The 26,408-nt window shown below is 60.8% G+C and carries 21 protein-coding genes and 1 pseudogene; 13 read left to right on the forward strand and 9 right to left on the reverse strand.

Annotated elements, in window-relative coordinates:
• The first annotated feature begins 578 nt into the window (after positions 1-578).
• From ACYPYQ_RS02125 to ACYPYQ_RS02165, 9 genes are all read left to right on the forward strand, one after another.
• Positions 579-5,132 carry an EAL domain-containing protein gene (locus ACYPYQ_RS02125; protein WP_459718771.1) on the forward strand — a complete coding sequence of 1,518 codons (4,554 nt, stop codon included), beginning with the start codon at positions 579-581 and terminating at the stop codon, positions 5,130-5,132.
• Between the two features lie 301 nt (positions 5,133-5,433).
• Entirely contained in the window at positions 5,434-5,913 is a 480-nt protein-coding gene (gene soxY / locus ACYPYQ_RS02130; RefSeq protein WP_459718774.1) for a thiosulfate oxidation carrier protein SoxY, read from the forward strand.
• A gap of 40 nt (positions 5,914-5,953) precedes the next feature.
• Positions 5,954-6,268 (forward strand): thiosulfate oxidation carrier complex protein SoxZ, encoded by a 315-nt coding sequence (gene soxZ / locus ACYPYQ_RS02135; RefSeq protein WP_459718777.1) that lies wholly within the window; start codon positions 5,954-5,956, stop codon positions 6,266-6,268.
• Positions 6,269-6,325: 57 nt separating this feature from the next.
• Positions 6,326-7,147, forward strand: a complete 822-nt coding sequence (soxA, locus tag ACYPYQ_RS02140) for a sulfur oxidation c-type cytochrome SoxA (protein WP_459718780.1) — start codon at positions 6,326-6,328, stop codon at positions 7,145-7,147.
• Between the two features lie 12 nt (positions 7,148-7,159).
• A complete protein-coding gene (gene soxX / locus ACYPYQ_RS02145; RefSeq protein ID WP_459718783.1) occupies positions 7,160-7,786 on the forward strand; it encodes a sulfur oxidation c-type cytochrome SoxX in 627 nt (208 codons plus the stop codon).
• A 79-nt stretch (positions 7,787-7,865) separates the two neighbouring features.
• Positions 7,866-9,587, forward strand: coding sequence for a thiosulfohydrolase SoxB (gene soxB / locus ACYPYQ_RS02150; RefSeq protein WP_459718786.1), 1,722 nt, complete (start codon positions 7,866-7,868; stop codon positions 9,585-9,587).
• A gap of 56 nt (positions 9,588-9,643) precedes the next feature.
• On the forward strand, positions 9,644-9,940 hold the full coding sequence (locus ACYPYQ_RS02155; protein ID WP_459718789.1) for a hypothetical protein: 297 nt from the start codon (positions 9,644-9,646) through the stop codon (positions 9,938-9,940).
• A 6-nt stretch (positions 9,941-9,946) separates the two neighbouring features.
• Entirely contained in the window at positions 9,947-10,423 is a 477-nt protein-coding gene (locus ACYPYQ_RS02160; RefSeq protein WP_459718792.1) for a hypothetical protein, read from the forward strand.
• 44 nt (positions 10,424-10,467) lie between these two features.
• Positions 10,468-10,962 carry a DUF302 domain-containing protein gene (locus ACYPYQ_RS02165; RefSeq protein WP_459718795.1) on the forward strand — a complete coding sequence of 165 codons (495 nt, stop codon included), beginning with the start codon at positions 10,468-10,470 and terminating at the stop codon, positions 10,960-10,962.
• Between the two features lie 47 nt (positions 10,963-11,009).
• Here the strand turns inward: ACYPYQ_RS02165 and ACYPYQ_RS02170 are convergent, their stop codons facing one another.
• The 4 genes from ACYPYQ_RS02170 to metG all read right to left on the reverse strand — a co-directional run bounded on the left by ACYPYQ_RS02170 (position 11,010) and on the right by metG (position 16,692).
• Positions 11,010-11,873, reverse strand: coding sequence for a hypothetical protein (locus ACYPYQ_RS02170; RefSeq protein ID WP_459718798.1), 864 nt, complete (start codon positions 11,871-11,873; stop codon positions 11,010-11,012).
• 110 nt (positions 11,874-11,983) lie between these two features.
• Complete coding sequence (locus tag ACYPYQ_RS02175; protein ID WP_459718801.1) at positions 11,984-12,889, reverse strand: quinoprotein relay system zinc metallohydrolase 2; 906 nt, start codon at positions 12,887-12,889, stop codon at positions 11,984-11,986.
• Between the two features lie 166 nt (positions 12,890-13,055).
• Positions 13,056-14,447: a Si-specific NAD(P)(+) transhydrogenase gene (sthA, locus tag ACYPYQ_RS02180; RefSeq protein ID WP_459718805.1), complete on the reverse strand. Its 1,392-nt coding sequence runs from the start codon at positions 14,445-14,447 to the stop codon at positions 13,056-13,058.
• A gap of 163 nt (positions 14,448-14,610) precedes the next feature.
• A complete protein-coding gene (metG, locus tag ACYPYQ_RS02185) occupies positions 14,611-16,692 on the reverse strand; it encodes a methionine--tRNA ligase (RefSeq protein WP_459718807.1) in 2,082 nt (693 codons plus the stop codon).
• 230 nt (positions 16,693-16,922) lie between these two features.
• On the opposite strand from metG, the gene dcd reads away from it, so the two are divergent.
• The 4 genes from dcd to ACYPYQ_RS02205 all read left to right on the forward strand — a co-directional run bounded on the left by dcd (position 16,923) and on the right by ACYPYQ_RS02205 (position 21,660).
• The gene (gene dcd / locus ACYPYQ_RS02190; RefSeq protein WP_459718810.1) at positions 16,923-17,489 is read left to right on the forward strand and encodes a dCTP deaminase; all 567 of its coding nucleotides are present in this window, start codon (positions 16,923-16,925) and stop codon (positions 17,487-17,489) included.
• The gene (locus ACYPYQ_RS02195) at positions 17,489-17,710 is read left to right on the forward strand and encodes a hypothetical protein (protein WP_459718813.1); all 222 of its coding nucleotides are present in this window, start codon (positions 17,489-17,491) and stop codon (positions 17,708-17,710) included. Before dcd ends, ACYPYQ_RS02195 begins: the two co-directional genes overlap by 1 nt.
• 202 nt (positions 17,711-17,912) lie before the next feature.
• Complete coding sequence (locus ACYPYQ_RS02200) at positions 17,913-20,159, forward strand: Orn/Lys/Arg family decarboxylase (RefSeq protein ID WP_459718816.1); 2,247 nt, start codon at positions 17,913-17,915, stop codon at positions 20,157-20,159.
• Positions 20,160-20,307: 148 nt separating this feature from the next.
• Complete coding sequence (locus tag ACYPYQ_RS02205) at positions 20,308-21,660, forward strand: diguanylate cyclase domain-containing protein (RefSeq protein WP_459718819.1); 1,353 nt, start codon at positions 20,308-20,310, stop codon at positions 21,658-21,660.
• Positions 21,661-21,671: 11 nt separating this feature from the next.
• Here ACYPYQ_RS02205 and ACYPYQ_RS02210 read toward each other — a convergent pair whose 3' ends face one another.
• From ACYPYQ_RS02210 to ACYPYQ_RS02230, 5 genes and pseudogenes are all read right to left on the reverse strand, one after another.
• Complete coding sequence (locus ACYPYQ_RS02210) at positions 21,672-22,154, reverse strand: ABC transporter permease (RefSeq protein ID WP_459719302.1); 483 nt, start codon at positions 22,152-22,154, stop codon at positions 21,672-21,674.
• 21 nt (positions 22,155-22,175) lie between these two features.
• Positions 22,176-22,883, reverse strand: a pseudogene (locus ACYPYQ_RS02215) (ABC transporter permease); the annotation flags it as partial.
• Positions 22,880-23,605, reverse strand: coding sequence for an ABC transporter ATP-binding protein (locus ACYPYQ_RS02220; RefSeq protein WP_459718822.1), 726 nt, complete (start codon positions 23,603-23,605; stop codon positions 22,880-22,882). The pseudogene ACYPYQ_RS02215 and the gene ACYPYQ_RS02220, both read right to left, overlap by 4 nt.
• Positions 23,602-24,873, reverse strand: coding sequence for an efflux RND transporter periplasmic adaptor subunit (locus tag ACYPYQ_RS02225; RefSeq protein WP_459718825.1), 1,272 nt, complete (start codon positions 24,871-24,873; stop codon positions 23,602-23,604). The genes ACYPYQ_RS02220 and ACYPYQ_RS02225 overlap by 4 nt, the downstream gene beginning before the upstream one ends.
• A complete protein-coding gene (locus ACYPYQ_RS02230; RefSeq protein ID WP_459718828.1) occupies positions 24,870-26,270 on the reverse strand; it encodes an efflux transporter outer membrane subunit in 1,401 nt (466 codons plus the stop codon). The genes ACYPYQ_RS02225 and ACYPYQ_RS02230 overlap by 4 nt, the downstream gene beginning before the upstream one ends.
• Between the last annotated feature and the right edge of the window lie 138 nt (positions 26,271-26,408).

Below are 26,408 nucleotides of genomic sequence, written 5' to 3' on the forward strand. Positions count from 1 at the left end.
CGGGTTCACCGCAAATACCGCTCGATGGGTGGCCGTAAAGAGCCGCCGACGGTGCCTGCTGCGCTCGAAAATCTCGATGAATGTTTGTATTCATTGATCTTACTGGCTGCAAGTTGGCTTCTGGTGGCGATATCAGCTCACGCTGGAATACTCAGGCGAATGTGCAATCCTTGAGATAGATCAGGGACGTCGCAAGGCATATCCACCGGGGGGCAAGGTTTGCTGGCCCTGTCAACACAGAAGGAACAGGTACCGGAACCGAATTCCTTCCAAATTGACCGGCAATAAGCGACGTGTTGTTTGATATCCAGGTTGCCCTGCCCGAATAACATTTCAGAAAATACGGGTTTTTCTTTCTCCTCGTTGGTAGTTTTGCGCTATTGTGCGCATCACACATAGAACGTGCGCGCATCAAGTTCGATGTTGTGCGGCGTTGAGTGAATTGGATCACAGAATCTGACTGGGGCAAGGGAGGCCCGGCAGGCAGAGGCGGGGCCACGGTCCATCACGAGGGGAAACAGATGCTTCCAGAAGAAAAGAAAAAGGTCGCGGTGGCAAAACCGCGAAAGGCATCAACAGTGAAGCGGACAAAGAAGAAGGTACAGGCCGATGCGGCGGTCCCGCTGCGCCCGTATCTGGTGGGTATCGGCGCTTCGGCGGGTGGTCTGGAAGCGTTGTCCACACTGATCGCCGCCCTGCCAACCGATCTTGGCATCTCCTATGTTGTCCTCCAGCATCTTTCCCCCACCCACCGCAGCATGATGTCGCAATTGCTCGGCCGCGAGACCGCGATGGCCGTGCAGGACATCGAGAACGGCGTGCAGCCGCAGCCCGACACCATCTACGTCGCGCCTGCCAGCAACAACGTCAAGCTCAGGGAAGGGCGCTTCGAACTCATCGAGGGGCCGCGCGAAGCCACGCCGCGCCCTTCGGTCAGCATGTTCCTCACCTCGCTGGCGGAAGAGAAGACCGAGGACGCCATCGGCGTCATCCTCTCCGGCACCGGCAGTGACGGTTCCGCCGGATTGCGCGACATCAAGGCGGCGGGCGGCTACACCTTTGCGCAGGACCCGCAGACCGCCAAGTACAACGGCATGCCGCAGTCGGCCATCGATACCGGCTGCGTGGACTGGGTGCTGTCGCCCGAGGGCATCGCCAAAGAGATCGCCGTCATCGCGCGCTCGCATGGCAGCGTCACGGTGGATGACAAGCCACTGATTGGCGCGACCGCGCTGAAGAAGCTGCTGATCAAGGTCAAGCAGCAGACGCGCATCGACTTCTCCGGTTACAAGGAAGGCACGCTGTGGCGGCGCATCGAGCGGCGCATGGCGGCCACCCATGTGCGCGACCTCGACGACTATCTCGCCTTGGTGGACGACAAGCCGGAAGAGCTGGAGCACCTGGGCAAGGACATCCTGATCTCGGTCACCGCCTTCTTCCGCGACCCGGCCGCATTCGAGTCGCTGCGCACCCTGTTGCAGGCCATCGTGCAGGGCAAGCGTCCCGGCGACGAGATCCGCATCTGGGTCCCGGCCTGCGCCACCGGCGAGGAGGCCTACACGCTGGCCATCATTCTTGCCGAGATGCTGGGATCGAACATCAGCCAGTACCGCATCCAGATCTTTGCCACCGACATCGACCTCAACGCGCTGGCCGTGGCGCGCAAGGGTTCCTATCCCGAGAGCGCGCTGGTCGACTTGGAGCCGGGCTTGGCCATCCGCTATTTCCAGAAGGTGGGCAACCGCCTCGAAGTGTCGCGCACGCTGCGCGACATGGTGGTGGTGGCGCGCCAGGACCTGGTCCAGGATCCGCCCTTCCTGCGTCTCGACCTGGTGAGCTGCCGCAACGTGCTCATCTACCTGCAGAGCGAGTTGCAGGCCAAGGTGCTCTCTACCTTCCATTACAGCCTCAACCCCAATGGCCTGCTGTTCCTCGGCAAGTCGGAAGGCATTTTCCAGCAGGAGGCGCTGTTCGACGTGCTAGACAAGGGCGCGCGCATCTACCGGCGCTGCGCCGGGGAATCCCGGCTCAGCGTGTCAGCGTTCCGCCTGCCGGATTCAGCCGAACGCAGCAGTGCCAAGCCGGTGGCCGATTCCGAATCGCGCCTGATGGAAGAGGCGATACGGCGCTATGTGCCGGCTGCGGTGCTGGTCAATGGCAACTTCGACATCCTGCACATGCACGGTGATGTCAGCCCCTATCTCGGTATCGTCCCGGGCAAGCCCAATTTCAACCTGCAGAACCTGTTGTTGCGCGAATTGCGCGCCGACCTGCAGCTCTTGCAACACCAGGCCGAGCACAATCAGGCATCGGCGAGCGGCAGGCCGCACGTGATCAAAGCAGGGGGGCAGGCGCAGCGCGTGCGGCTGGTCGTGCATCCGCTGGACCGCGGCCTGGTCAATCCCTTCTATCTGGTGTGTTTCGAGGAGGTACCGCAGGAAGCGGCGGCGGCCGGAAGCGGCGACGAGGTGCAACACGGGCCGGAAGGCCGTACCGTGCGCGAACTGGAAGAGGAACTCATCTCCACCCGCGAACGTCTGCAGACTGTGATCGAGGAACTGGAGACCTCCAACGAGGAGATGCAGGCGCTCAACGAGGAGGTGGTCGCCGCCAACGAAGAACTGCAATCCTCGAACGAGGAACTGGAAGCGGCCAACGAGGAGTTGCAATCCACCAACGAGGAACTGACCACCGTCAACGAGGAACTGCAGGTGCGATCGACCGAGCTGGCCGACCTGTTCAACGACCTTGAGAACATCCAGAACAGCGTCGGTTTCCCCATCATGGTGTGCAATGCCCAGCTCGAACTGACGCGCTTCAACAGTCCGGCCGCCGCGCTGTTCTCATTGTCCACGGTCTCCATCCGGCAGCCACTCACCAGCATGCGCCTGCCGGTGGGCATGAAGGAATTCTCCAGTGCAGTGCATGGGGCCATTTCCAGCAACCGCCCGAGCGAGACGCACATCTACTCCAACGAGCGCCACTACCTGTTGCACGTGTCGCCTTACGAGACGCGCACCTGCGGCGCGCGCGGCGCGATCGTCGTGCTGCTCGACCACACCGAGCGCCTGGTGGCGGAACGCGATGTGCGCAAGAACCGCGAGACCCTGCTGGCGATCATGAACAACTCCACCTCCATCATCGCGCTCAAGGATCTTGCCGGGCGTTATGAGTTCGTCAACCGCGAGTTCGAGAAATTCTTCGGGCTGGACTCGGCGGACGTGCTGGGCAAGACCGATGCCCAAGTGCTGCCGCGCAAGATCGCCGACGATTTCCGCGGCAAGGAGCTCGATGTGGTGAGGCTGCGCACCGCGCTGGAGTTCGAGGACCACCTCGCGTTCTCCTCCGGACAGGAGCGCTTCCTGCATTCCATCCGTTTCCCGCTGCTGACCGAGGATGGCGTGGTGTACAGCATCTGTACCCAGTCCGCGGATGTCACCGAACAAAAACGTGCCGAGGACCAGTTGCGTCTGGCAGCGCGCGTGTTCGACCGCTCCGGTGAAGGCATCGTGGTCACCGACGCGCACCAGAACATCCTTACCGTCAACAGCGCGTTCACGCAGGTGACCGGCTATGAGGCGGAGGAGGCGATCGGCCAAACACCCAAGATGCTGTCTTCCGGCAAGCAGGACGCCTCGTTCTACAAGAGCATGTGGGACCATCTCGGGACGCATGGCTGGTGGCAGGGCGAGGTATGGAACAAGCGCAAATCCGGCGAGATATATCCGGAGTGGCTCACCATCAACGCGGTGCACGACCCGGAAGGCAACATCATCAATTACGTCGGCATCTTCAGCGACATCTCGGTGGTCAAGGAATCGCAACGCAAGGTCGAGTTCCTCGCCACGCACGACGAGCTGACCGGGCTGCCCAACCGCGCGCTGTTCCTCGACCGCCTGCGTCAGGCCATCGCGCATGCCGAGCGTAGCGAGAACTCATTCGCCGTACTGTTCATCGACCTGGACAACTTCAAGGTAATCAACGACTCGATGGGACATGCCGCCGGCGACGATCTGCTCAAGGAGATCTCCGCACGCCTGCGCGACTGCGTGCGCGGCGGTGACACCGTGGCGCGCTTTGGCGGCGACGAGTTCGCGCTGCTGATCGAAGAGGCGACCGTGGCCGAGGCGGAGATGACCGCACACCGCATCAGCGACGCCATGCTGCGTCCGCATTCGATCGGCCGCCAGAACATCTACCCTGGTGCCAGCATCGGCATCTGCCTGTATCCCAATGACGGCCTCGATCCCGAGACGCTGCTCAAGAACGCGGACAGCGCCATGTACCAAGCCAAGGACGGCGGCAAGCGCTCGCACCACTTCTTCACCGACGAACTCAAGCGCATCGCCGACGAGCGCCTGAAACTGGAGACCGAGTTACGCGGTGCGATCGAGCGCAATGAACTGTACCTGCTCTATCAACCGCAGGTGGATATCGCCAGCGGAAGGCTGGTCGGTGTCGAGGCGCTGGTGCGCTGGCAGCACCCGACAGAGGGATTGGTCCCGCCGTCCAAGTTCATCCCGCTGGCCGAGAAGACCGGCATCATCGACCGCCTCGGCGAGTGGGTTGCCGCGACCGCCTGCAAACAGATGGCGGAATGGGTGAAACACGGCCATGACATCCCGCGCGTGTCCATCAACGTCTCGCCCTACCAGTTCCGCCGCAGCAACATCCCGGCGCTGATGCTGCGCCTGCTCAGCCAGCACAAGCTCGATGCCGGCCGCGTCATGGTGGAATTGACCGAGAGCGCGCTGGCAGAAGATACCGAGCAGGCGCAACAGATGTTGCAGGAGTTGAAGGCGCTCGGCATCAAACTCAGCATCGACGATTTCGGTACCGGTTATTCCTCGCTGGCCTATCTGCAACGTATGCCGATCCACGAGTTGAAGATCGCCCAGCATTTCGTTATCGACATCGCCAACAACTCGGATGCGCAAGCGATCGCCAAGACCATCCTGCTGATGGCGCAGACGCTTGGGTTCAGCGTCGTGGCGGAGGGCATCGAGACGGCGGAACAGCTGGAAGTGTTGCGCAGCACTGGCTGCGACATCGGTCAGGGCTACCTGTTCGCGCATCCGCTGAGCAGCAAGGAATTGGTCGCCAGTTACGGCAAGGATGCGGTCTTGCAGTGACCACCCAACTGCACCTTTTAGGCGTCTGATCCGCTGCTTAGTCTTTGCCTCCACCGGGTGCGTCAGCACCCGCAACATCTATCGTGTCGGCCGCTTCGCCGGCATATTAGCCGTTGTTAAAAATCACACTTAATAGTTGTATTCACTACCCATTCGGGCTACGTATGGGTTATTGACACCGTAATCTTGTCAGGTATACGGTTCGGCTCTGCTCCGAGGACGGTGATATCCGTCCACGGTGGAAAACGCAGCGAGTGTGCAGTCCTTGTTTTAACAACGAAACGGGAAAGGGAGAATCTTGATGAGTAAAGAGATAGATCTGGGACGTCGCAAGGCTTTATCCACCGGGGGCATAGGTTTGCTGGCCCTGTTCGGCGGTGCGGCCCTGTTGCGCCCGGGCCAGGCACTGGCCGAATGGAATCAGAAAGCCTTCACATCCAAAGCAGTGGACGAAGCCTTGGGCTCGCTGGGGGCGACCAACCCGGAAGAGAATTCCACCTTGATCCGCTTGACCGTACCCGAGATCGCCGAGAACGGCTCGGTGGTGCCGGTCGGTATCTCCAGTTCACTTCCCAATGTCGAGCAGATCGCCATCATGGTGGACAAGAACCCCAACGTGCTGGCGGCCGTGTTCAATATCCCCGCAGGCACAGCAGCCGAAGTGACGACGCGAGTGAAGATGGGCAAGACGGCCCATGTGGTGGCGCTGGTCAAGGCCGACGGCAAGTACTACCGCACTTCGAAAGAAGTCAAAGTCACGGCAGGCGGCTGCGGCGGCTAACCGTAGCGGACACTCACTCAATACGCACAAGGAAGACAACATGGGCAAACCAATGAAGATACGTGCCTCCGTCAAGGACGGCATGACCGAAGTCAAGATCCTGATGCAGCACGAGATGGAGACCGGCCTGCGCAAGGATGCGGACGGTTCCCTGATCCCGGCCTGGTTCATCACCGAGGTCAAGGCGGAATACCAGGGACGCATCGTGCTCGATGCCCAGTTCGGGCAATCGATCTCCAAGAACCCTTACCTGATGTTCAGCTTCAAAGGGGGCAGCGCGGGTGAGAAGGTCAAAGTCAGCTGGGTCGACAACAAGGGCGACTCCCGCAGCGACGAGGTGACGATCTCGGCATAAAAGTAAAGATGAATTGGCTATGCGACTGCATGGCCATTTTTTTATCAGGGAGAACAAATGAACACCAATCAAATATGCAGGGCAGTGATGGTGCTGGCATTGTCGACCAGCCTGGCGGCGGTGGCGGAAGAGAAAGCCGTCACCGATTCGGAGCGCATCGAGCAATACCGCGAAATGATCAGCGACGGCAATCCCGCCGAGTTCGACGAGATGCGCGGCGAAGAGCTGTGGAAGACACCGGGCGGTCCGAAGAATGTCAGCCTGGAGAAGTGCGATCTGGGCAAAGGCCCGGGCGTGGTGAAGGGCGCTTATGCAGAGATGCCGCGATACTTCAAGGATACGAAGATGGTGCAGGACCTGGAATCGCGTCTGCTCACCTGCATGACCACCTTGCAGGGCATCCCGGAAGAGCAGATCACCGCCAAGCCATTTGCTTCCGAGAAGAAAGAGTCCGATATCTCTTCGCTGGCCACCTACGTTGTCGGTCAATCCAAAGGCATGAAGATGAAGGTCTCGACCAAGCACCCCAAGGAGAAAGAAGCCTACGAGATCGGCAAGCGCATCTTCAATTATCGCGCCGGTCCGTATGACTTCGCCTGCTCCACCTGCCATGCCACCAGCGGCGTGCGCATCCGCATGCAGGACCTGCCCAACATGCGCAGCAGCAAAAAGGACGCCCAGGCGGCTTACACCTCTTGGCCTGCCTATCGCGTGTCGCAGGGTCTGACCCGCTCCTTCCAGTGGCGCCTGAACGACTGCTTCCGCCAGCAACGCTTCCCGGAACCGAAGTTCGCATCCGAAGCCACCATCGCATTGACCACCTATCTGGCAGTCAGCGCGAACGGCGCAGAGTATGTCGGCCCAGGTCTGAAACGCTAGGAGATGACAAACATGAATACTAAATCGATGATTGGATTCGCGGTCAGTCTCTCGCTGGCCATGGTTGCTGCACCGTCGCAGGCGGGTGATGCGTCCAAGGATCTGGACGCCAAGACCGCCATGATCGTGAAACGCGATTTCCGCGACAAAGGCATCGCCAAGGCGACACGCGTGGAGCAGGATGAGCTACAGGCCGCGTGCAGCAAATACGTGGACAATCTGCCGAAGAAGCTGAAGGCCAAACTGGAAGCCAAGGAAGCCGAAGCCATCAAGTGGCCTGCCGATGGCAAGTTCATGGGCGACTGGAAGGCCGGCGAGAAGCTGGCCCAGAGCGGCCGTGGTATGACCTGGAGCGACAAGGAAGGCGACCCGAACGGCGGCAACTGCTACAACTGCCACCAGCTGTCTTCCAGCGAGATCGCCTACGGCACCATCGGCCCCAGCCTGCTCAACTTCGGCAAGACGCGCGGCAACGGCGAAGACATCCAGCGCTACGCCTATGCCCGCATCTACAACGCCAAAGCCGGCAATGCATGCGCCAACATGCCGCGTTTCGGTCACATGGGCATCCTTACTGAAGCACAGATGAAGGATCTGGTGGCATTGCTGCTGGACCCGGAATCACCCGTCAACAAGTAAGACTGAGCAGTCCGCCCCGCCCGTTCGCGGCGGGGCGGCCCTTCTCCTCATCACGCTGCTTTCTATATAAGGAAACACGATGGGTATGAATCGACGCGAATTCCTGCAGATACTGGCCATCGCCTCGGCGGGCGGCTTCGTACTGAACAGCAATGAATCCTGGGCGGCCAGTGATGCGGCGCGCATGTACGACCTGCCGCGCAAAGGCAACGTCAGCCTGCTGCACATCACCGACAGCCACGCGCAACTGAACCCTATCTTCTTCCGCGAACCCGAGATCAACCTCGGCATCGGCGCCATGCGCGGGCAGCCGCCACATCTGGTCGGCAACGCGCTGCTCAAACATTTCGGTGTCAAGCAGGGCACGGCACAGGCACACGCCTACACCAGCCTCGACTATGTCGAAGCCGCGCGCCACTACGGCAAGGTCGGCGGCTTCGCGCATCTGGCCACGCTGGTCAAACAAGTGCGCGCCGCGCGTCCCGGTGCATTGCTGCTGGACGGCGGCGACACCTGGCAAGGCACGGGGCAGGCGCTGTGGACCAACGGCCAGGACATGGTCGACGCCTGTCTGCAACTCGGCGTGGACGTGATGACCATGCACTGGGAATGCACCTACGGTGCGGACCGCGTCAAAGAGATCGAAGAGCAACTGCAAGGCAAGATGGACATCGTCGCGCACAACGTCAAGACCACCGACTTCGGCGACCCCGTGTTCAAGCCCTACGTCATCAAAGAGATGAACGGCGTGCCGGTCGCGATCATCGGACAAGCCTTCCCCTACAGCACCATCGCCAATCCGCGCTACTTCGTGCCGGACTGGTCCTACGGCATTCAGGAAGACAACCTGCAAGAGGTCATCAACGAAGCGCGCGGCAAAGGCGCGCAGGTCGTCGTGCTGCTGTCGCACAACGGCATGGACGTCGACCTCAAGCTTGCCTCGCGCGTCACCGGTCTCGACGCCATCCTCGGCGGCCACACCCACGACGGCATCCCCGCACCTATCCCGGTGAAGAACGCGGGCGGCACCACGCTGGTGACCAACGCCGGTTCCAACGGCAAGTTCCTCGGCGTGCTCGACTTCGACGTGAAGGGCGGCAAAGTAAAAGGCTTCCACTACAAACTGCTGCCGGTGTTCTCCAACCTGCTCGCGGCGGACAAAGATATGGCCGCGCTGATCCAGAAACACCGCGCGCCCTATGCCGCCAAGCTGGACGAGAAGCTCGCCACTACCGACGGTCTGCTCTATCGTCGCGGCAACTTCAACGGCAGCTTCGACCAAGTCATCCTCGACGCACTGATGAAAGAGAAGGACGCGCCCATCGCCTTCTCACCCGGCTTCCGCTGGGGCACCTCGCTGCTGCCCGGTGCAGCCATCACCATGGAAGACGTGCTCAACCAGACGGCGATCACCTACCCGTACACCACGCTCACCGAGATGACCGGTGCGCAGATCAAGAACGTGCTCGAAGACGTGGGCGACAACCTGTTCAACCCCGACCCGTATTACCAGCAGGGCGGCGACATGGTGCGCGTGGGCGGACTGGAATACACCTGCGAACCGGGCGCGGTCATGGGCAAGCGCATCCAGGACATGCGCCTGGACGGTAAACCGCTGGACGCGAACAAGACCTACAAGGTCGCCGGCTGGGCGCCCGTCTCCGAAGCCGCGCGCGACAAGGGCGGCGAACCGGTCTGGGACCTGGTCGCCCGCCATCTGCGCAACGAGAAGGTCATCAAAGTCACGGCACCCAACGTGCCTAAGCTGAAGGGAGTGGCGGGTAATCCGGGCATGGTTTGAGAAGCAACCGGATACCCATTGTTAACGATGAAGTGAAACTGAAAGGGGAGAATCAAATGGAATCACAAGTTGTCCTGGGAATAAACATCGCCGCCATCGGCGTGATGCTGATCTGTATGTATCTGGTGTACTCGCTGCGCAGCAAGATACCCGGCGGTGTCGTGGGCAAGCAGTGGGGCCTGTTGACCTTCATGGTCACGGTGTTCACGGCGGGCTATTTCGTCACACCGTTCTTCACCCAGTTGCCGCCCAACATCATCAACATGTTCGTGGCCCTGATCTTCCTGTTCGGTGCCATCTATGTGCTGATCACCGTGCGGCTGATCTTCCGTGTCATCGAAGAACTTGTCTAAGTGGTCATGGATAGCGCCGCTGTATTAGTCAAAACAGACAAGGGGGTGGCAGAGCTGGCACAGCGTAGCGACGCAGTGCCGCAAAAGCTGCGGGCCATCCTCATCATGGTCGACGGCAAGACCCGCTTGGAAGACCTGCTGGAACGTTATGCCGGACTGCCCGAGTTCGGTGAGCAACTGACCTGGCTGCTAGACAACGGCTACGTTGCCGTAGCTGGCAAGCCGGCAGGCACGGCTGCCGCTGCCGCAACGGCTCACGCCGCGTACACGCCCTCTGCAACCGGCCGCGCCGGGCTCATCGAGCTGGCGCAGCACTTGCTGGGCGCACACGGGGAAAAAGTCATACAGCGTCTGCAGGAAACGGAAGATACACGCGAAGCACTGGTGCAGGCAGTGGAGCGCTGTTGCAAGCTGATCAAGCTGTCCATAGATGAAAGCAAGGCCGAACAGTTTCGTACGCTGGGCATGAAACTGTTGGCGTAGCATACGGCCGTCGCCAAACGTCGCACGCAATGAAAGGAAGCAAAATGAAAACACTCCAAACCCTCATCGCCACCCTGTTGCTGGCCGTCACCCAATTCGCCGCCGCAGAAGGACTAAGCTACACCAACGTCCAGTTGCAGATCGCGCACATCCAGGTGCAGGACGACATCAGCTTCGACGATGCAGTGGAATCGCTCAAGCTGCGCGCCAACCAGCACAACCTCAAGTTCGTCGGCGGCAACCCCATCTACAAAGAGATCGAAGCCCTCACCGGCAAGCCCGCCAAACGCATGGAGATCTTCAACTTCTGCGACGGCCTCACCGCCAACAAGATGCTCGCCGCCGACCACATGATGATCGCCTTCATGCCCTGCCGCATCGCCATCATCGAAGACAAGACCGGCAAGCGCTGGGTCGTCTCCATGATGATGGACCTCAAGATGATCAAAGCCCTGCCGGAAGACACGCGCAAGAGCGCCGAGAAAGTGATGGCCGCCATGAAGGATATGATGGTGGCGGCGAGTACGGGGGATTTGTAGTCAGAGAAAAATGTAGGGCGGGTTACTAACCCGCCGGATGGTTTGCATTAACAGGTGCCAGGATCAAAGCTAAAGGTGCTATTAAGTACGTAGCCAATTACGCCATTGTCTAGCTTAATTTCATACCAGTAATATCCTCCATTGCGACGACCTATTCCTAATACTGTGGCAAGTTCAGGTTTTGCAGTTGTATGCACCAGTTTTGAGAGTTCGTTGGGCAGCGAAAAAATATCAGTCTCTTCTGTTATGCAGGCTCGACCATTTTTCAAAATGGCTTGCATGGCATATTCTGAGCCTGTCCATCCGAACCAGTAATTAGTATCACAGCTGGAACAAAATGCTGGCGTGACGTATCCATTCTTCGCGACTATCCCCAACATTGGTTCGGTCATATCTCGAAGTAGCCAGTGAGGTGTGGCCGAAGCTCCAGGTTCCACAGTCTGGAGAATCAGAGCAAAGAACTTATGCCCACGCACGAGAATTGCTGCGACATCTTCATCGCCATCCTGATTTGTGTCTGCCACAACAAAGGGTTCTAATTCGTGAGAAATAAGTACCTTGGCACCATCCTCAGACAAATCAGATGGGGATAGAAGATGATATCCGGCATACCTCGTTAGAAACGCCACAAGAATGGGTGGCAACTCTGACTTGTCAGTGTTTACTAATACATTTTGAGAAACGCCTGACGCTGGAACACTCTGCGGCTCAAGCTTGATTATGTCAGGCGCATCTAATATTTGCTTTGCTTCAAGAGGAGTGGCTACAGGGGTAGTTGTTGCAGGAGGTGTTGCTTCCTCTTGCTTGGAACAGGAACAAAGGATAATTGAGCACACCAGAAGTAATGAACGGCAGAACATAGAGCAGGCACAAACGGCGGGCTTCGAACTCTTTATTGGGCCGATATTCATGGTAGGTGGCTATCCGAGCAAGTGATGCCGGAACATATTTCATCAATGCAACGTGGTCAATATGCCATTTGGCCTATATATCTTTCAGATGTGGCTGCTTGGGCCAAGACTTACTCCCACTCCAACGCCGGAAACACCCGTGCGATATTGCGCCGGTTGGTGATGTCGAACAGCAGCCATTTGTCCTTCTCCGATTGCGCGGCGGTCTCTATGGTCTGCTCCATGCTGTCGCCGCGTGCTATGGCGGCGCGCACGTCGGTCAGCAAGGCCGTCAGGTAGCGTTTCTCGTCGTCCAGTGCTGCGCCGCCGTTCGCGGTGACGGGGCCGTGGCCGGGCACGACGCGGGGGGCGTTCGCGCTGCGCAGTTCCTCGATGACGGTGAGCCAGGAGGGGATGTCGCCATCCACTGACGGTGCGCGTTCGATGAACAGCAGGTCGCCGGTCCACAGGATGTTGCTGGCGGTGTCTTGTACGCTGAGGTCGGAAGGACTGTGCGCGACGGGGTGGGCGGTGAGGCGCAGCGTGCGGCCGCCGAGGTCGAGTTCGTGTGTGGTGTTCACTGCCAGATCGGGCGCGATGAGTTCGCTGCCGGCGGCGTCCTTGCCTACCCATTCGGGCTGGTTGCGCAGATAGACTTCCTTGCGCAGTGCCATCTCGTGCGCCAGCTTGCTGTGGCCTACGAATGCCGGCTTGTCCTGTTTGAACGCGGCACTGCCCAGCGCGTGGTCGGGGTGGACGTGGGTGGTGATGACGAACAGGATGGGCAGCTTGGTGACCTTGCGGATCTCCTTGCGCAGGCTTGCGCCCACTGCGGGGGAGCCGCCGGTGTCGATCACCGCCACGCCTTTGCTGCCGACGATGAAGCTGAGGTTGCAGATGTCGCCGCCGTAATGCCCGGATAGGTCTTTGTGTTCGCCGCGATGGACGTACACGCCGGGGGCGATGTTATCGATGTTGAAAGGCGCCGCGTAAGCGAGGGCGGGGAGGAGTAAGAGCAAGCCGAGTAACTTAGTCATATGCGCCTTTCTGTAGAGGAACGTTATAAGCACGAACGGCATTGAGTTGCTAGTTAAGAAGTGTCTGATTCAGTCGTCACACCGGCGAAGGCCGGTGTCCAGTTGAATAAAATCACTGGATTCCGGCCTTCGCCGGAATGACGAATTCGAGTTAATCAAAGCTTCATTAAACTTTGTTGCGCCGCTCCATCTGATGTGTGCAATCCAGTGCTGCCAGTTTGTAGCATTCTGCCAGTGTTGGGTAGTTGAATACGTTGCTGATCAGGTCGCGCACGCTGCCGTTCAGGTTCATCACCAGTTGGCCGATGTGCACCAGCTCGCTGGCCTGTTCACCCACGATGTGCACGCCCAGCAGTTTACCGCTGCGCGCATCCACTACCAGCTTCAGCAAGCCCTGCGCATCGCCGATGATCTGGCCGCGCGCGCTGTCCTTGAAGTAGGCGCGGCCGAGCACGTAGGGGGTGTTCTCCTGCTGCACTTCCTTCTCGGTCTTGCCCACGTAGGAGATCTCGGGAATGGTGTACACCGCCATCGGCAGGTTCTCGGCAGACTGCTGTTCGCTGCCGCCGAAGGCATGCAACACGGCGCTGCGTCCCTGTTCCATGCCGGTGGAAGCGAGCGCGGGGCGGCCGATCAGGTCGCCCACCGCGTAGATGTGCGGCACGCTGGTCTGGAACTGCGCGTTCACCGTGACCCAGCCTTCATCCAGCGCGATGCCTGCTTTATCCACTTGCATGCCCGCGCTGTTCGGTTCGCGGCCCTGCGCGAACAGCACGGCATCGGTGTGGAATTCCTTGCCGCTCGCCAGCCGCGTCAACACGCCGTGGTCCTCGCGCACGATCTCGGCCACGCGCTCTTCCATGTAAAAGTCCACACCCATGCCGAGGAAGCTGTCGGCCAGTACGCCGACCACGTCCTCGCTCAGATAAGTGAGCAGTTGCTTGTGGCTGTCCACCACCGACACGTGCACGCCGAGCGCGGCGAAGATGGACACGAATTCGCAGGCGATCACGCCGCCGCCCACCACCAGCAGGCTGTCGGGCAGATGGCGCAGGTTGAGGATGGAGGTGGAGTCCAGCACCGTCTTCTTGTCGAAGGGGATGTTGGCCGGGCGACGCGGACGCGAACCGGCGGCGAGCAGGATGACCTGTGCAGAGATTTTGCGTGTGTTGCCGGTGCTATCTGCGACTTGCAGCGTGTGCGCATCGACGAACGATGCCTCGCCGGGGATCAACGCCACGCCGTGTTTCAGCAGACGTTTCAGGATGACCGATTCCTGCTGCGCGATGACGCCTTCCTTGCGGCGCACCGCGTCGGCCAGCAGGCCGTGGCGGCTGCGGCTGTCAGGCGCGAGCGCGGAACGCATGCCGCCGGAACGCGACAACAGATACGCCACTTCGCGCATCGCCTTGCTGGGGATGGTGCCGGTCTGTAAGCCCGCGCCGCCGAGCTTGGGCTTGCGCTCGATGATCGCCGCGCGCTTGCCCATGCGCGCCGCCTGCCAGGCCGCATGCTGCCCTGCGGGGCCGGAGCCGATGATCAATATGTCGTAGTCCATGCGGGCGGGCTCCAAATGAGTGATATACCTACGTCATTCCGGTGAAAACCGGAATCCAGAAAAAAACACATCCTGCGCAGCAGACCAACTTTTGATGCAGTCCCGCTTGCGCGGGGGATATTCAATCAACTGGGTTCCGGCCTGCGCCGGAATGACAGCATTATTACTTGATGCGCATGCCCGGCTGTGCGCCGTCGTCCGGCGACAGGATGAACAGGCCGGGCTCGCTGCCGGAGGCGGCCAGTACCATACCCTCGCTCATGCCGAACTTCATCTTGCGCGGTGCGAGGTTGGCGACCATCACGGTCATGCGGCCTTTCAACTTCTCCGGATCGTAGGCGGACTTGATGCCTGCGAACACGTTGCGCGTCTTCTCTTCGCCGATGTCCAGCGTCAACTGGATCAGCTTGTCGGCGCCTTCCACATGCTGTGCATCCACGATGCGTGCGACGCGCAGGTCCACCTTCATGAAATCGTCGATAGAGATGTATGGTGTGGTTTCAGTTTCGGTCATGGCTTTCTTCGTTTCCTGTTGCTGGTGTGCGGCATGGCGCTGTTCAGAGTGCGCCTGCGGCTGCAGCGATTCCTGGTTGGCGGCGACCATCGCTTCGATCAGCTTGGGATCGAGGCGGGTGGCCAGATGTTTGTATTCGTTGATGGTGTGGCCGGCGGGCAGCTTGGACTTGGCATCATTCCAAGTTAGCGGATTAATGTTCAAGAACGCTTCAACATCCAAGGCCAGCTTGGGCAAGACGGGTTTGAGCATTGCAGTCAGTTGCTTGAACAACACAAGTGCGGCAGAGCACACTAGATGAAGCTTCTGTTCTTGCCCCTCTTGCTTCGCTAATTCCCAAGGCTTGTTGTCATTGACGTAGATGTTTATGTCATCGGCGAACGCCATGATATTTCGCAAGGCTTTTGCAAAATCACGTAGTTCGTATGCCTGAGCAATTTCATTTAGCGAGTGAAAACCATTCTGGAAGTCGATCTCGGTTTCTACTGATACGTCGGCCAGCTTGCCGTCGAACTTCTTGCTGATGAACCCCGCGCAGCGGCTGGCGATGTTGATGTACTTGCCAATCAAATCGCTGTTCACCTTGGCCACGAAGTCATCGAGGTTGAGGTCGATGTCTTCCATGGTGCCGTTGAGCTTGGCGGCGTAGTAGTAGCGCAGGTATTCGGTGTTCTTGATGTGATCGACATAGCTGCGCGCGGTGATGAAGGTGCCGCGCGATTTGCTCATCTTCTCGCCGTTGACGGTGAGGAAACCGTGCGCGAACAGTTTGGTCGGCGTGCGGAAACCGGCGTGCTGCAGCATGGCGGGCCAGAACAGCGCGTGGAAGTAGAGGATGTCCTTGCCGATGAAGTGGTACAGCTCGGCGTCGGAACCCTGTTTCCAGTATTCGTCGAAATCGATGCCGGTCTTCGCGCACAACTGCTTGAAGCTGCCCATGTAACCGACAGGTGCATCCAGCCACACGTAGAAATATTTGCCCGGTGCATCGGGGATCTCGAAGCCGAAATAGGGCGCGTCGCGGGAGATGTCCCAGTCGGTCAGTTTGTTCTCACCTTCCGCGCCCAGCCATTCCTGCATCTTGTTGGCGGCCTCGGCTTGTAGCGAGCCGCCGCGCGTCCATTCGCGCAGGAAGTTCTGGCAGCGCGGGTCGGAGAGTTTGAAGAAGTAGTGGTCGGAGTTGCGCAGTACCGGCGCAGCGCCGGACACGGCGGAGAACGGGTTGATCAGGTCGGTGGGGGCGTAGGCCGCGCCGCACACTTCGCAGTTGTCGCCGTACTGGTCCTTGGCGTGACACTTGGGGCACTCGCCCTTGATGAAACGGTCCGGCAAGAACATGTTCTTGACCGGGTCGAAATACTGCTCGATGGAGCGCACCTCGATCAGGCCGTTGGTTTTCAGCGTACGGTAGATGCTTTGCGCGCTTTCCTTGTTCTCGGCTGAATTGGTCGAGCCGTAGTTGTCGAAGTTGACGTGGAAAGCGGAGAAGTCATCGAAATGTTCCTGCCAGACGCGGGCAATCAACTGTTCCGGCGTGATGCCTTCCTTCTCGGCGCGCAGCATGATGGGCGTGCCGTGGGTGTCGTCGGCGCACACGTAATGGCAGGTGTTGCCGCGCATCTTCTGGAAGCGCACCCAGATGTCGGTCTGGATATATTCGACCAGGTGGCCGAGGTGGATGCTGCCGTTGGCGTAGGGCAGGGCGGAGGTCACTAATATCTTGCGGGTCATTCGGGTTCTTCCTTGAAAAGCGGCTGCGATGGCGCACTGCGGCGTTGCACGGTGCTCGGAATCCTCATGCACTTGATGTGCATTCCGGTTCCTGCGCGCCGTGCGCCTTGCATTGCATCCGTCTCGCTCGCTTTTGCTTAAATTCGATGAGGGCGCGATTGTAGCAAAACCCACGCACCGCCGAGGAATCAGATAAAATCGCGCCCGCACAAACCCAGCAAGGAATCGCAATGAGCATCAAGTCAGACAAGTGGATACGTCGCATGGCCGAGCAGACCGGCATGATCGACCCGTTCGAGCCGAATCAGGTGAAGGAAGTGAACGGCCACAAGATCGTGTCCTACGGCACTTCCAGCTATGGTTACGATATCCGCTGCTCGCGTGAGTTCAAGCTGTTCACCAATATCAACAGCACCATCGTCGACCCCAAGAACTTCGATCCGAATTCCTTCGTGAGCGTCGAGGCTGACTATTGCGTGATCCCGCCCAACTCCTTCGCGCTGGCGCGCACCGTGGAATATTTCCGCATCCCGCGCAACGTGCTGACCGTGTGTCTGGGAAAGTCCACCTATGCCCGCTGCGGCATCATCGTCAACGTCACCCCGTTCGAGCCGGAGTGGGAAGGCTATGTGACGCTGGAGTTCTCCAACACCACGCCGCTGCCGGCCAAGATCTACGCCAACGAGGGCGTGGCGCAGGTGTTGTTCTTCGAGAGCGACGAGGTGTGCGAGACCTCCTATAAAGACCGTGGCGGAAAGTATCAGGGCCAGGTCGGCGTCACCCTGCCGAAGACCTGATGGACAAGATCAAGCACATCGTCTGGAAATCACCCGAAGGCGAGGTGGTGGCCTGCTATGAGAAGAACAAAGTCATGCAGGAGAACCTGGTCGAGATCGGCCAGGTCTGCCGTGATGCGCTGGAAGATGCCGTGCTGATGGGCTGCGATGAACAGCAGTTCCGTGAGGTGCTGGCCGATCTGGTCGCCACCCTCGCCAGTCCGTATCCGGCTGGGAAATAAGCCCCTTTCATTCACCGCGCAATCTGCGACAATCCGCGCAAATTACTCATTCCCAGTAGAGGAAAGCCATGAAATTCAGTTTTAGCTCCGACATCACATTGGCCTGCGGCCAATATGAGTCTGCACTGAAGCTCAACCTCGTATCAATAGTCGCTGGAGCTCAATGCTCGTTGGCTCGTTCACCATTCACTAGGAGCTGAACATGAAGTTTCGCTTTCCGATAATTATTATTGATGAAGACTTCCGCTCGGAGAACGCCAGCGGTCTTGGCATCCGCGCGCTGGCCGACGCCATCGAAAAAGAAGGCATGGAAGTGCTGGGCGTCACCAGCTACGGCGACCTGACTTCGTTCGCGCAACAGCAGAGCCGTGCGTCGGCTTTCCTGCTTTCCATCGACGACGAGGAGTTCGGCGCGGGCAGTAAGGAAGAGACCGAATCCGCGCTCAAGACGCTGCGCGCCTTCGTGGCCGAGCTGCGTTTCCGCAACGCCGACATCCCCATCTATCTGTATGGAGAGACACGCACCTCGCGCCACATCCCGAACGATGTGCTGCGCGAGTTGCACGGCTTCATCCACATGCACGAGGACACGCCGGAGTTCGTGGCGCGCCACATCATCCGCGAGGCGAAGAGCTATCTGGATTCGCTGGCGCCGCCGTTCTTCCGCGCGCTGCTCGACTACGCGCAGGACGGTTCCTATTCCTGGCATTGCCCCGGCCACTCCGGCGGCGTGGCATTCCTGAAGTCGCCGGTGGGGCAGATGTTCCACCAGTTCTTCGGCGAGAACATGCTGCGCGCCGACGTGTGCAACGCGGTGGACGAACTCGGCCAGTTGCTGGACCACACCGGCCCGGTGGCGGCCTCCGAGCGCAACGCGGCGCGCATCTTCAATTCCGACCATCTGTTCTTCGTCACCAACGGCACCTCGACCTCGAACAAGATCGTGTGGCACTCCACCGTGGCGCCGGACGACATCGTGGTCGTCGACCGCAACTGCCACAAGTCCATCCTGCATTCGATCATGATGACCGGCGCGGTGCCGGTGTTCCTGACGCCGACGCGCAACAACTTCGGCATCATCGGCCCGATCCCGAAATCCGAGTTCGATCCGGCCAGCATCCAGAAGAAGATCGACGCCAACCCGTTCATCAAGGACAAAAAGAAGAAACCGCGCATCCTCACCATCACGCAGAGCACCTACGACGGTGTGATCTACAACGTCGAGACACTGAAGGAGATGCTGGATGGCAGGATCGATACGCTGCACTTCGACGAGGCCTGGTTGCCGCACGCCGCTTTCCACGACTTCTACAAGAGCATGCATGCCATCGGTCGCGGTCGCCCGCGCGCCAAGGAATCGATGATCTTCGCCACGCAGTCCACACACAAACTGCTGGCCGGTCTGTCGCAGGCATCGCAGATCCTGGTGCGCGAATCCGAGACGCGCAAACTGAACAACCATGTGTTCAACGAAGCCTACCTGATGCACACCTCCACCTCGCCGCAGTATTCCATCATCGCCTCGTGCGACGTGGCCGCGGCGATGATGGAGCCGCCGGGCGGCACCGCGCTGGTGGAAGAATCCATCGCCGAAGCGCTCGACTTCCGCCGCGCCATGCGCAAGGTGGATGAAGAGTATGGCGAGGACTGGTGGTTCAAGGTGTGGGGGCCGCAGAACATCGCCGAGGAAGGCATCGGCGAGCGCGACGACTGGATGCTGAACCCGGACGACAAGTGGCACGGTTTCGGCAAACTGGCGGCAGGGTTCAACATGCTCGATCCCATCAAGGCCACCGTCATCACGCCGGGGCTGGACGTGGACGGCGACTTCGCCGACTCGGGCATCCCTGCTGCGATGGTCACCAAGTACCTGTCCGAGCATGGCGTGATCGTGGAGAAGTGCGGTCTGTATTCCTTCTTCATCATGTTCACCATCGGCATCACCAAGGGCCGCTGGAACACGCTGCTCACCGCGCTGCAGCAGTTCAAGGACGACTACGACAAGAACGCGCCGATCTGGCGCATCCTGCCGGAGTTCGCCGCGAAGTTCCCGCAGTACGAACGCACCGGCCTGCGTGACCTGTGCCAGCAGATCCATGACACCTACAAGGCCAACAATGTGGCCAAGATGACGACGGAGATGTATCTGTCCGACATGCAGCCCGCGATGAAACCGTCCGATGCGTTCGCGAAGATGGCGCACGACGAGATCGAGCGCGTGCCGGTGGACGAGCTGGAGGGCCGCATCACCGCCGTATTGTTGACGCCTTATCCGCCGGGCATCCCGCTTCTGATCCCCGGCGAGCGCTTCAACAAGACCATCGTCGATTACCTCAAGTTCGCGCGCGAGTTCAACAAGCGCTTCCCAGGCTTCGAGACAGACATCCATGGTCTGGTGTCGGACAGGGTGAACGGCGAGCGCATCTATTACGTGGACTGTGTGAAGTAGTCGTGTCAGGAACCGATGGAAAGGCGATGCGTCCGCATCGCCTTTTTCATTCCAGCTTGCGGACCTGCGAGACTGTTGGGTATTGGGAGGCCGTGATTGACGGACCGGGTGGGGCGGGGGATGATGCTTCACAAAAGAGGAAACACCTTTGCTGAAACGAGCTGCCCTTTTCATCCGTAGTCATCGCATCGCGCTCTTCGGGGCAATGACACTGTTCATCCTCGTCGTCGCGCTGGGGGAACTGTTCCTCCACAATCGCACGGCCGACGCGGAAGAGGAATACTTCAGGGACAGCGTGGCCTTCAGCGCCAAGATGCGTGCCCAGGTCGAGAGCGAGCTGAATTCCCTGCTGTATCTGAGCAGCGGCCTCGGCAGTTATCTGGTGGTGCGCAACAACGATCTGCAGGCGCAGGAAGTCCACGACATCCTCGGTGTCCTGCACAAGAGTAACGCCCATGTCCGCAACTTCGGTGTCGCCGTCGGCTACACCCTGAGATATGTCTATCCGCGCGAGGGGAACGAAGGTGCGATCGGCTTGCATTACCCGGACCAGCCCAAGCAATGGGGCATGGTCAAGCGCATCACCGAAAGCGGTGTGCCCGCGCTGGCCGGCCCGGTCGATCTGGTACAGGGCGGGAAAGGACTGATCTATCGCGTTCCTCTGTACGTCAACAAACGTTACTGGGGGCTGCTCTCCACCGTCATCGACCTCGTTTCCTTTTCAACAGTTATCTCGGCAGGGGTGGACCATTCTCAATTCGAATACGCCATACGTGGCGGCGATGGCAGCGGCATGACCGGCAGCATGGTGCTGGGGAATGCAGCGCTGTTCGAAAGGCCGGATGCCTTCATCCAGGAGATCAACATCCCGGGCGGGAAATGGGGCATCGCGGTCCGTTCCCTGAGGGGTGCCGGTGCGGACGCGTCGACGATGGGGATACGACTGCTGTTCGTTGCGCTCGCATCCATCGCCGCCTGGATGATGTACATGCTGATCCGCAGCCGTTCCGATCTGGCCGCGCTGGCGATGTACGACCAGCTGACAGGTCTGCCGAACCGGCATCTGCTGGAAGACCGGGCCGAGATCGTCTTCGCGCGTCACAGGCGCAAACCGGAACAGCGATGCGCCATCCTCTTCCTCGATCTGGACGGCTTCAAGAACATCAACGACCGCTACGGTCACAAGGCGGGCGATGCCGTGCTGCTTGCGGTCGCGGACCGCGCCAGCGAGGTCGTGCGCGAGAGCGATACCGTGGCGCGCTGGGGCGGCGACGAGTTCATCGTGCTCATGGATGAAGTGGAACCCGGGATGCTGGCAGACATGGTCGAGCGGTTGCGGGCCGGGATCGAGGCACCGATCCAGTTCGAAGGCGTGTCCCTGCAGGTCGGTGTGTCGATCGGTGTCTCGATGTGTCCCGCACGAGGTGCCTCGCTGGACCATGTCCTGAAGACGGCAGACCAGCAGATGTATGAGGAGAAGGTGAGACGCAAGACCGCCTGAGGGTCATCCGATCACTCGTGCCTTAACGCCTCGATCGGATCCAGTCGCGCCGCGCGCCGTGCCGGCACATAGCCGAAGATCACCCCGATGGCGGCCGAGAAGCCGAAAGCGAGCAGGTTGATGCCCGGGCTGAACAGATAGGGCAGGTTCAGCAGCGACGACAGGCCGGCACAGGCGATGGCGGCCAGCAGCAACCCGATCAGGCCTCCCAAGGCGGACAGCACCACCGCCTCGGTGAGGAACTGCAACAGCACTTCTTTTTCCAGCGCGCCGATGGCGAGGCGGATGCCGATCTCGCGCGTGCGCTCGGTCACCGATACCAGCATGATGTTCATGATGCCGATGCCGCCTACCAGCAGGCTCACCGCCGCGACGGCACCGAGCAGCGCGGTCATGGTGCCGATGGCACCGGACAGGGTCTTGGCGATCTCCTTGGTGTCCTGCACGCTGAAGTTGTCGTCCTCGTTGTCCGACAGTTTGCGCCGCTCGCGCATCAGCAGCGACAGCTGGTTGATCACCTGTTCGGATGACGCGCCGTCCTGCATCGAGATGAGGAGGGTGTTCACGTCCTGTTTGCCGGTCAGCCTGCGCTGCACAGTGCGCAGCGGCATGACGATCGTGTCGTCCTGGTCGCGGCCCATCGCGCTTTGTCCTTTCGCGGCGAGCACGCCGATCACTTCGCAGGAGAATTGCTTGATGCGTATCGAATCGCCCACCGGGCTGTGCGCCTCGAACAATTCCTTGCGCACGGTCGCGCCGATGACGCACACGGCCTTGCCGGCGCGCTCCTCGCTGGCGTTGAACAAGCGACCCTCTTCCAGCGTCCAGTTGCCGGCGATGAAGTAATCGCTGTTGCTGCCGGTGATGGAGGTCGCCCAGTTCCTGGTGCCGACCACCACCACGCTGGTGCGGTTGACGGTGGGGGCGACCGCCTTGAGTCACGCCACCTGCGCGCGGATCGCTTCCGCATCCTCCGCCTTGAAGCTGGGCGCGCCCAGGCTGCCGCTGCCCGGTCCCATGCGCTGGCCGGGGCGCAGCATCAGCAGGTTGCTGCCGAGACTGGAGATCTGGTCGGACACCGACTGCGTCGCGCCGTTGCCCAGCGTCACCATGGTGACCACGGCAGCCACGCCGATGACGATGCCGAGCACGGTGAGGAAGGAGCGCATCAGGTTGCGCCGGATCTCGCGCAGGGCGAGCAGCAATGTTGTCCAGCCCATCATGTCGCACCGCCGTTCTCGTTGTCGTGCGCGATCTGGCCGTCGACGAAATGCACGATGCGTTTGGCATAAGCGGCGATGTCCGGCTCGTGCGTCACCATCAGGATGGTGATGCCGTGGTCGCGGTTCATGCCCACCAGCAACTCCATGATCTCGTGGCCGCGTTTGGAATCGAGGTTGCCGGTCGGCTCGTCGGCCAGCAGCACCTTGGGATTGGTGACGATGGCGCGCGCGATGGCGACGCGCTGCTGCTGGCCGCCGGAGAGTTCGGACGAGGTGTGATGCGCCCACGCTTCCAGCCCGACCGAGCGCAGCGCAGCCATGCCCAGTGCATGTCGCGCTTCGGCGCTCTCGCCGCGATAGAGCAATGGCAGTTCCACGTTCTCCTGCGCCGTGGTGCGTGCCAGCAGGTTGAACCCCTGGAACACGAAGCCGAGGGCGTTGCGGCGCAGCAGCGCGCGCTGGTCGCGCAACAGGTGCTCCACATGCATGCCGTCGAACACATATTCGCCCGAGGTCGGTGTGTCGAGACAACCCAGGATGTTCATCGCGGTGGATTTCCCGGAGCCGCTCGGCCCCATGATGGCGACGAACTCGCCCTGACGGATGGACAGGTCGACGCCGCGCAAGTCCTGGAACGCGGCCTGGCCGCGGCCGTAGGTCTTGGTGATGCCGGACAGCTTGATCAGCACATCCGGCCCGGCGCTGGGCGGGACGACATTCATTTCGCCGACTTCTGCATGCCGATGATGATGCGCGCACCCGCCTGCAATGCGCCACCCACGACTTGTGTGCGGCGACCGTCGGTGAGGCCGATGCTGACCTCGACCGGCGTCGCCTTGTTGTCCTGCAACACCCACAGCGTGCGCGCGCTGCTGCCGGCCGAGGCGTTGTCCTTCACCTGCTTGGGCTGCTGCGGGCGGCGCGGCATCAGGCTGGCGACGAAGCCGCCGGAAGGGGCGGCCTTGGTCACCGGTGTGAAGCGCAATGCGGCGTTCGGCACCAGCAGCACGTCGTGCAGGTTGGCGGTGGAGATCTCGGCGGTGGCGGTCATGCCGGGACGCAGGCTCAGGTCGGCATTGGATACGTTGAGCAGCGTCTTGTAAGTCACCACACCGTCGGTGGTCTGCGCGCCGAAACCGACGCGCGCGATCTCGGCCGGATACTTGCGCCCCGGCCAGGCGTCCACCATGAAGTAGGCTGTCTGTCCTTCCTTCACCTGGCTCACATCCGCTTCGTCCACATCCACCTGCAACTGCATGCGCGCGAGGTCCTCGGCGATGGTGAACAGCACCGGTGCCTGCAAGGAAGCGGCCACGGTCTGTCCCGGTTCGATCTTGCGCGTCAGCACGATGCCGTCGATGGGCGAGCGGATGGTGGCCTTGGAGAGATTGGTCTGGTCCGAACGCAACTGGGCGGAAGCCTGCGCCGCGGCGGCGCGCGCGTTGGCCTCGTTCGCTTCTGCGCGCGTCACCGCCGCTTCGGCCGCTTCCAGTTCGCTACGCGACGGCACTTTGCCGCCTGTCATCTCCGCCACTTGGCGCAAACGTGCCAGCGTGGCGCGCGACTCCTTCACGGTCGCCTGCATCTGTGCCACCTGTGCCTCAGCGGCCAGCACGGCGGCCTGCGCTTTCACCACCTGGTCGTTCAGTTTGGACATGTCGAGCCGCACCAGCACCTGGCCGCGTTTGACCCGGTCGTTCTCGTCCACCAGCACGCTCTCCACGATGCCGGACAACTCGCTGCCCACATCCACCTGGTTGGTGGGATAAAGATTGCCGGTGGCCGACACCGTCACCGACAGGTCGCCACGCGCGGCTTCCTCGGTGAGGTAGCTGCCGTTGCCCGTCCCGTTCGACTTCGGCCACAACATCCAGCCGAGCAGCGCGATGGCAGCCGCGACCGATGCGATCAGCAACCACCGTTTGCCGCTGCCCGCAGAACGGGGAAGGGCAAGTGATGGATTCTGGCGTGTGCTGGAGGTGTCGTTCATGGTTGGGGACCTTGGTTGTCATGGGTTTGCGCGACAGGCAGGGCGGCATCCTCGCTCCAGCCGCCGCCCATCGCCTTGTACAGGCCGATCAATGCGGTGCGTTCATCCAGTTCGGCACCGGCCAGACTGTCTTCGCTGGACAGCAGGGTGCGGTCGGTGTCGAGCACGCTCTGGAAATCGATCAGGCCGCCCTCGTAACGCTGGCGCGCCATCAGCGCTGCATTGCGTGCAGAGGCCGAGGCATGTTGCAACGCGGCGCGGCGCTCATGGCTGTTGGCATAGCTGGCCAGCGCGTTCTCCATCTCTTCCAGCGCGAGCAGCACGGTCTGCTCGTAGGCGATCAGTGCCTGCTGTTGCGCCGCGTTCTGTGCTTCGACGCGCGCCCCCAGCCTGCCACCGTCGAAGATAGTCTGTGCCAGACTGGCAGAGAGCGAGCGCGTCAGGTTGGCGCTGTCACCCAGCGCGCCAACGGTGAGCGCCTTCCAGCCCAGGCTGCCGCTGAGCGAGAACGAGGGATAACGTTCCGCCCGCGTCTGGCCGATGCGCGCGGTCTCCGCCGCAAGACGTCGTTCTGCGGCCTGCACGTCGGGGCGCTGGCGCAGCGTGTCGGCGGGGATGCTGAGCGCGATCTCGTCCGGCAGGGGCGGCAGCGCGGCGGGTGTCGCCAGGCGTTCGTGCAGACTGCCGGGGAATCGCCCCGACAACACCGCCAGCCGGTTCTCGGCTTTGCCCAGACTGCTGGCGAGGGTGGGGATGCCGGCCAGTGTCTGTTGCAGATTGCTGTTCGCCTGTTCCACTTCCATCGAGGTCACCAGTCCGGCCTGCGCGCGCCATTCGGTGATCTTCAGCGTCTCGCGCTGCGCCTCCAGATTGTTGCGCGCGATGGCGAGGCGTTGCTGCAGACTGCGCAGTTGCATGTAGTTGAGTGCCACTTCGGCGGCGAGTGATACCTGCGTGTGGTAGAGATCCGCCAGTGTCGCACCGGCGTCCGCTTCGACCGCCTCGGAAGCGCGGCGCAAACCGCCGAACAGGTCTATCTCCCAACCGGCATCGAAACCGGCGTTGAACTGGTTGGAGGGCGAAGCATTGCCGGCCTTGCTGCGCCCTGCACCGAGCGCAGCGCTCAACTGCGGCATGAAGGCGGCATCAGAGATGTCGAGCCGCGCGCGCGATTCCTGCAGCCTGGCGCGCGCGGTGCGCATGTCGGGACTGTTGCGCAGCGCAGTGGCGATGAGTTCGTTCAGAACGGGGTCTTTCAGGCGCAACCACCAGCGGGAGATGTCTTCCTGCGCCGATGCGGGGCGTGTCCCCGCCGTGTCGCGCCAGTTCGCTGGGGCGGAGAGATCCGGTCTGACGTAGTCCGGGCCCACGGCACAGCCGGCCAGTGGAGCTATCATCATTAGTATGCGGAGTTGGGCTTTCACTGCCACCTTTCTGCTGCACGGCCGGGCAGGCCGGATATGGATGGGATTCTATAGAGGATAGTGGACGATTTGAATAAACCGTAAGGGTCATGGCAGGTTTGACGCATGCTC

This window comes from Sideroxyarcus sp. TK5, from assembly GCF_054601595.1.